The organism is Citrobacter sp. wls826, assembly GCF_005281245.1.
GTDB lineage: Bacteria > Pseudomonadota > Gammaproteobacteria > Enterobacterales > Enterobacteriaceae > Citrobacter > Citrobacter braakii.
In genome coordinates, this window is sequence record NZ_SZWS01000055.1 from 84,226 (window position 1) to 90,410 (window position 6,185).

The 6,185-nt window shown below is 52.8% G+C and carries 5 protein-coding genes and 1 pseudogene; 4 read left to right on the forward strand and 2 right to left on the reverse strand.

From position 1 onward, the window contains the following. Positions 1–15: 15 nt before the first annotated feature. The 4 genes and pseudogenes from caiB (at position 16) to caiE (ending at position 4,346) form a co-directional block, all read left to right on the forward strand. Complete coding sequence (caiB, locus tag FDW87_RS16210) at positions 16–1,233, forward strand: L-carnitine CoA-transferase (RefSeq protein WP_109017191.1); 1,218 nt, start codon at positions 16–18, stop codon at positions 1,231–1,233. A 62-nt stretch (positions 1,234–1,295) separates the two neighbouring features. Beyond that, positions 1,296–2,849 (forward strand): annotated as a pseudogene (gene caiC, locus FDW87_RS16215) (crotonobetaine/carnitine-CoA ligase). A 54-nt stretch (positions 2,850–2,903) separates the two neighbouring features. Next, positions 2,904–3,689, forward strand: a complete 786-nt coding sequence (caiD, locus tag FDW87_RS16220) for a crotonobetainyl-CoA hydratase (protein ID WP_019078347.1) — start codon at positions 2,904–2,906, stop codon at positions 3,687–3,689. A gap of 60 nt (positions 3,690–3,749) precedes the next feature. Beyond that, the gene (gene caiE, locus FDW87_RS16225) at positions 3,750–4,346 is read left to right on the forward strand and encodes a carnitine operon protein CaiE (protein WP_049042508.1); all 597 of its coding nucleotides are present in this window, start codon (positions 3,750–3,752) and stop codon (positions 4,344–4,346) included. 42 nt (positions 4,347–4,388) lie between these two features. On the opposite strand, the gene caiF is transcribed toward caiE, so the two are convergent. Further along, entirely contained in the window at positions 4,389–4,784 is a 396-nt protein-coding gene (gene caiF / locus FDW87_RS16230; protein ID WP_016151651.1) for a carnitine metabolism transcriptional regulator CaiF, read from the reverse strand. Between the two features lie 272 nt (positions 4,785–5,056). Next, on the reverse strand, positions 5,057–6,185 hold a 1,129-nt coding region (locus FDW87_RS22850), incomplete at its 5' end, for an ATP-grasp domain-containing protein (protein ID WP_252363218.1).

Sequence of the window (6,185 nt, forward strand, 5' to 3'; positions counted from 1 at the left end):
GCCAGGAGCAAAATTATGAATCATTTACCAATGCCAACCTTTGGCCCACTTGCCGGGGTACGCGTGGTTTTTTCAGGGATCGAAATTGCCGGCCCGTTCGCCGGACAGATGTTCGCCGAATGGGGTGCTGAGGTTATCTGGATTGAAAACGTCGCATGGGCCGATACCATCCGCGTGCAACCTAACTATCCACAGCTCTCACGCCGCAACCTGCACGCCCTGTCGCTGAATATTTTCAAAGATGAAGGCCGGGAAGCGTTTCTGAAGCTCATGGAAACCACCGATATTTTCATTGAAGCCAGTAAAGGCCCGGCCTTTGCTCGCCGCGGCATTACCGATGACGTGCTGTGGGAACATAACCCAAAACTGGTTATCGCCCACCTTTCCGGCTTCGGCCAGTTTGGTACCGAGGAGTACACCAATCTTCCGGCATATAACACCATCGCGCAGGCGTTCAGCGGCTATCTGATCCAAAACGGTGATGTTGATCAGCCGATGCCTGCCTTCCCGTACACCGCCGATTACTTCTCCGGGATGACCGCGACGACAGCAGCGCTGGCAGCCCTGCACAAAGTACGCGAAACGGGTAAGGGTGAAAGCATTGATATCGCCATGTACGAAGTGATGCTGCGCATGGGTCAGTACTTCATGATGGACTACTTCAACGGCGGCGAAATTTGTCCACGCATGACCAAAGGCAAAGACCCGTATTACGCTGGCTGCGGTCTCTATAAATGCGCCGATGGCTATATCGTCATGGAGCTGGTCGGCATCACGCAAATCAGCGAGTGCTTCAATGATATTGGCCTCGCCCACATTCTTGGCACACCGGAAGTCCCGGAAGGTACCCAGCTTATCCATCGCGTGGAATGCCCTTACGGCCCGCTCGTGGAAGAGAAACTGGACGCCTGGCTGGCAACGCACACCATCGCCGAAGTCCAGGCGCGCTTTGCTGAGCTGAATATCGCCTGCGCGAAGGTACTGACTATTCCTGAACTGGAAGGCAACCCGCAGTACGTTGCCCGTGAATCCATTACTCAGTGGCAAACGATGGACGGCCGCACCTGCAAAGGGCCGAACATCATGCCGAAATTTAAAAACAACCCAGGGAAAATCTGGCGTGGCATGCCGTCACACGGCATGGATACCGCCGCCATTCTGAAAAACATTGGTTATAGCGAAGCAGACATAAATGAGCTGGTCGGCAAAGGCCTGGCCAGAGTTGAGGAATAAACGCGACGCGCTGACCCGCTGGTTGGTTAGCGCTCACGCCTGATTTCAGTGGATAAAGCATTATGGATATCGTTGGCGGACAAAACTTACGTCAGATGTGGGACGACCTGGCCGGGGTGTACGGAGATAAAACGGCGTTAATTTTCGAATCCTGCGAAGGAATCGTTCGGCAGTATAGCTATGCCTCGCTCAATGAAGAGATAAACCGCACGGCGAACCTTTTCCATTCCTTAGGGATCCGCAAGGGCGACAAGGTCGCATTGCATCTGGATAACTGTCCGGAATTTATCTTTTGCTGGTTTGGACTGGCAAAAATTGGCGCCATTATGGTGCCGATTAATGCCCGCTTGCTGGGCGAAGAGAGCGCCTGGATCCTGCAAAACAGCCAGGTGAGCCTGCTGGTCACCAGTGCCGAGTTTTATCCTATGTACCGCCAGATACGGCTGGAAAATACCACTCCGCTAAATCATATCTGTCTGATTGGCGAGCAGCTTCCGGTTGACGACGGCGTGAGCCACTTTACCCAACTGCAAGCCCGCCAGTCGACTAATCTGTGCTATACGCCTGCGTTATCTACTGACGATACGGCGGAAATTCTGTTTACCTCAGGCACCACCTCGCGGCCTAAAGGGGTGGTGATTACCCACTACAACCTGCGCTTTGCGGGCTACTACACCTCCTGGCAAATCGCTCTGCGCGATGATGACGTCTATATGACGGTGATGCCCGCTTTCCATATAGACTGTCAGTGTACGGCTGCCATGGCTGCCTTCTCCGCAGGCAGCACCTTTGTGCTGGTGGAGAAATACAGCGCCAGGGCGTTCTGGGATCAGGTGCGTAGATATCAGGCGACGGTCACCGAATGCATCCCGATGATGATCAGAACGCTGATGGTCCAACCCGCAGCCCCAACGGACAGACAGCATCACCTGCGCGAAGTGATGTTCTATCTCAATTTATCCGAACAGGAAAAAGATGCCTTTATCGAACGCTTTGGCGTCAGACTGCTGACCTCCTACGGTATGACCGAAACCATCGTGGGCATTATTGGCGATCGCCCTTGAGACAAACGGCGCTGGCCTTCTATTGGTCGCGTGGGTTTTAGCTATGAAGCCGAAATCCGTGACGATCACAACCGTCCCCTGCCCGCCGGAGAAATTGGCGAAATTTGCATTAAAGGCGTGCCGGGAAAAACAATCTTCAAAGAGTACTACGCGCAACCCGACGCTACTGCCAAAGCGCTGGAACCTGAAGGGTGGTTACATACCGGTGATTCGGGTTACCAGGATGCGGACGGTTTTTTTTATTTCGTCGACAGACGCTGCAACATGATTAAACGCGGTGGGGAAAATGTCTCCTGCGTCGAGCTGGAAAATATTATTTCTGCGCATCCGAAAATTCAGGACATTGTGGTTGTCGGTATTAAAGACTCGATCCGTGATGAAGCCATTAAAGCTTTTGTCGTCCTTAATGAGGGTGAAACATTAAGCGAAGCTGAGTTCTTCAGCTTCTGCGAAAACAATATGGCGAAATTCAAGGTTCCTTCTTTTATGGAGATAAGAACCGACCTGCCGCGCAATTGTTCAGGAAAAATAATCAAAAAAAATCTGAAATAACCCCTCCGGTCGGAATTCCTCCGGCCGGGAAACCTAATTATCTGGAGATGAACTATGAGTGAATCATTACATCTGACCCGTAACGGCCCGATCCTGGAAATTACCCTTGACCGGCCTAAAGCCAATGCCATTGACGCTAAAACCAGCTTTGCAATGGGGGAAGCTTTTCTTAATTTTCGTGATGACCCGGAATTACGCGTAGCAATTATCACCGGCGGCGGAGAGAAATTCTTTTCTGCGGGCTGGGACTTAAAAGCGGCGGCCGACGGTGAAGCGCCAGATGCCGATTTTGGCCCAGGCGGCTTCGCTGGTTTAACCGAAATTTTCGACCTCGATAAGCCGGTCATCGCCGCGGTAAACGGCTACGCGTTTGGCGGCGGTTTTGAGCTGGCGCTGGCGGCGGATTTTATCGTCTGTGCGGAAAATGCCAGCTTCGCGCTGCCGGAAGCAAAACTCGGGATCGTGCCTGACAGCGGCGGCGTACTGCGTCTACCTAAACTGCTGCCACCAGCTATCGTCAACGAAATGGTGATGACCGGCAGACGAATGAGCGCCGAAGAAGCACTGCGCTGGGGTATCGTCAACCGCGTTGTCAGCCAGAGTGAACTGATGGATAGCGCGCGCGAACTGGCACAGCAGCTGGTAAATAGCGCCCCGCTGGCTATCGCCGCGCTGAAAGAGATTTACCGTGCGACCAGCGAAATGCCGGTGGAAGAAGGCTACCGGTACATCCGCAGCGGTGTGCTGAAGCACTATCCATCAGTGCTGCACTCGGAAGATGCGCTCGAAGGACCACAGGCATTTGCAGAAAAACGCGATCCGGTATGGAAAGGTCGTTAATGTGCCTATGCCGGATAAGGTATTTACGCCGCAATCCGGCAATAAAACCGAGATAAGACAATGAGCTATTACGCCTTTGAGGGCCTGATTCCGGTGGTTCATCCGGATGCCTATGTCCATCCCAGCGCTGTGCTGATTGGCGATGTCATTGTGGGGGCCGGGGTTTATATTGGTCCACACGCCTCATTGCGCGGTGACTATGGTCGCCTGATTCTGGAAGCCGGTTCTAACCTGCAGGATGGCTGCATCATGCACGGCTATTGCGACACCGACACTATCGTGCATGAGAATGGACACATCGGCCATGGCGCAATCCTGCACGGCTGCGTGGTGGGCAGAGATGCGCTGATTGGCATGAACAGCGTGATTATGGACGGTGCGGTGATTGGCGAAGAGAGCATTGTCGCCGCCATGAGCTTTGTCAAAGCCGGATTTCAGGGTGAGGCAAGGCAGATGCTGGTTGGTTCACCGGTTCGCGTACTGCGTGAAGTCACGGACCAGGAGCTGGACTGGAAACGGCTGAACACCAAAGAATATCAGGACCTTGTAATCCGCTGCCAAACAGGACTACACGAAACCTTGCCATTAACACAGGTCGAAAAAAACCGGCCGCGCCTGAAAGGCACGACGGACGTAAAGCCAAAATCAGCACGGTAACTTATGCCGGAGAAGCGCTCACGCCGATCCGGCAAATCACCATTATCGACGCATGCTCTTGGAGAGCATCATCTGCCATTTCTGCTCACGGTTAAGCTCTGTTGGGGGAACCGCTGGCAGTCGCGGCGTTTTCGCCACACTCACCTTTTTTTCCTGCAAATTGTGATTCAATCGTCTGTAGAGATGAGAATCAATACTAATGACTTTCACCAAACGCTGGCACTGGCAGCCGCGACCTGCAATTTGATTAGGGATCATCTTAACTTCACAAACAATTTCTCCCACTTCCGACAGAATATAAGAGAGCGTATTAATTGCTTTGCAGTGTTCAATATCAAAATGGCGGGAAATTTCCTTTGCTGTGATCCAACGATCTTCAGCCATCATCCAGTCAGCAATTAACAAATAAAGCGGTCTTTCAACATATTTTTCACACATAAGCACACCATTTCACAAATTAAAAATCTGGCTACGGCCTGTCCAAATAAATAAAAACTAAGCCATATTAAAATTGTGGATATAATGGATAGTATGCGACTTGAATGTTGATTAGTGTGAGCAATATCGTGCTTATTACATTGAAAATGTGGTTATGAAAGCACGGTTGGCCAGGAATGACCTTATGAGAGATAAAAAAGGGTTTCTTTACAGAAACCCTTTCCCAATTATATTGCAGGCCCGGTTAGCGCAATTATCACCGGGCCTTTTTTTTATGACTTTTTGATCTGCGCGTGCATTTCCTGAACCGAGGTCACCTTCTCGGTAGCATCGGCATTCAGCGCCATCGCCGTTGCGAAACCGCCGTTCAGGGTGGTGTCATAATGCACTTTGTACTGCAGTGCGCTGCGGCGAATCAGCTTGGAGTCTTCAATCGCCTGACGGCCTTCGGTAGTGTTGATGATGTAAGTGTACTCGCCATTCTTGATACGGTCCTGAATGTGCGGACGGCCTTCATGCACCTTGTTCACCAGACGTGGATTGATACCGGCTTCGCCCAGCACAATCGCGGTGCCGTGCGTCGCATCCAACTCGAAACCAAACTTCAGCAGCTTCGCCGCCAGGTCAACCACGCGCTCTTTATCGCCTTCGCGAACGGAGAGCAGCGCACGACCCTGTTTTTTCATGGTGGAGCTGCTGCCGAGCTGTGCCTTGGCGAACGCTTCCGCGAAGGTACGGCCCACGCCCATCACCTCACCAGTAGAGCGCATTTCTGGCCCTAACAGCGGATCAACGCCCGGGAACTTGTTGAACGGCAGCACCACTTCTTTTACCGAGTAGTACGGCGGGATAACTTCTTTGGTGACGCCCTGCTGTGCCAGCGTTTTCCCGACCATCACGCGCGCTGCAACTTTCGCCAACGGTACGCCCGTTGCCTTGGAGACGAACGGAACGGTACGCGCCGCACGCGGGTTCACTTCAATCAGGTAAACTTCGTTATTCTTCACCGCAAACTGGACGTTCATCAGACCGCGAACCTGCAGTTCGAAGGCCAGTTTCTGCACCTGCTGGCGCATCACATCCTGAATTTCCTGGCTCAGGGTATACGCAGGCAGAGAACATGCGGAGTCACCGGAGTGCACGCCCGCCTGTTCGATGTGCTCCATGATACCGCCAATCAGCACCATTTCGCCGTCGCAGATGGCGTCCACGTCCACTTCAACCGCGTCATCAAGGAAACGGTCCAGCAGTACCGGCGCATCGTTAGAAACGCTGACCGCGGTCTGGAAGTAGCGACGCAGGTCGGCTTCGTCGTAGACGATTTCCATCGCGCGGCCGCCGAGAACGTAGGACGGACGCACCACCAGCGGGTAACCAATCTCTTTCGCCTTCTCAACCGCC

What these genes read in the sequence shown, in the direction of transcription:
- caiB (WP_109017191.1), top strand. Translation starts at nt 16, where the DNA reads ATGAATCATTTACCAATGCCAACCTTTGGCCCACTTGCCGGGGTACGC.
- caiD (WP_019078347.1), top strand. Translation starts at nt 2,904, where the DNA reads ATGAGTGAATCATTACATCTGACCCGTAACGGCCCGATCCTGGAAATT.
- caiE (WP_049042508.1), top strand. Translation starts at nt 3,750, where the DNA reads ATGAGCTATTACGCCTTTGAGGGCCTGATTCCGGTGGTTCATCCGGAT.
- caiF (WP_016151651.1), bottom strand. Translation starts at nt 4,784, where the DNA reads ATGTGTGAAAAATATGTTGAAAGACCGCTTTATTTGTTAATTGCTGAC.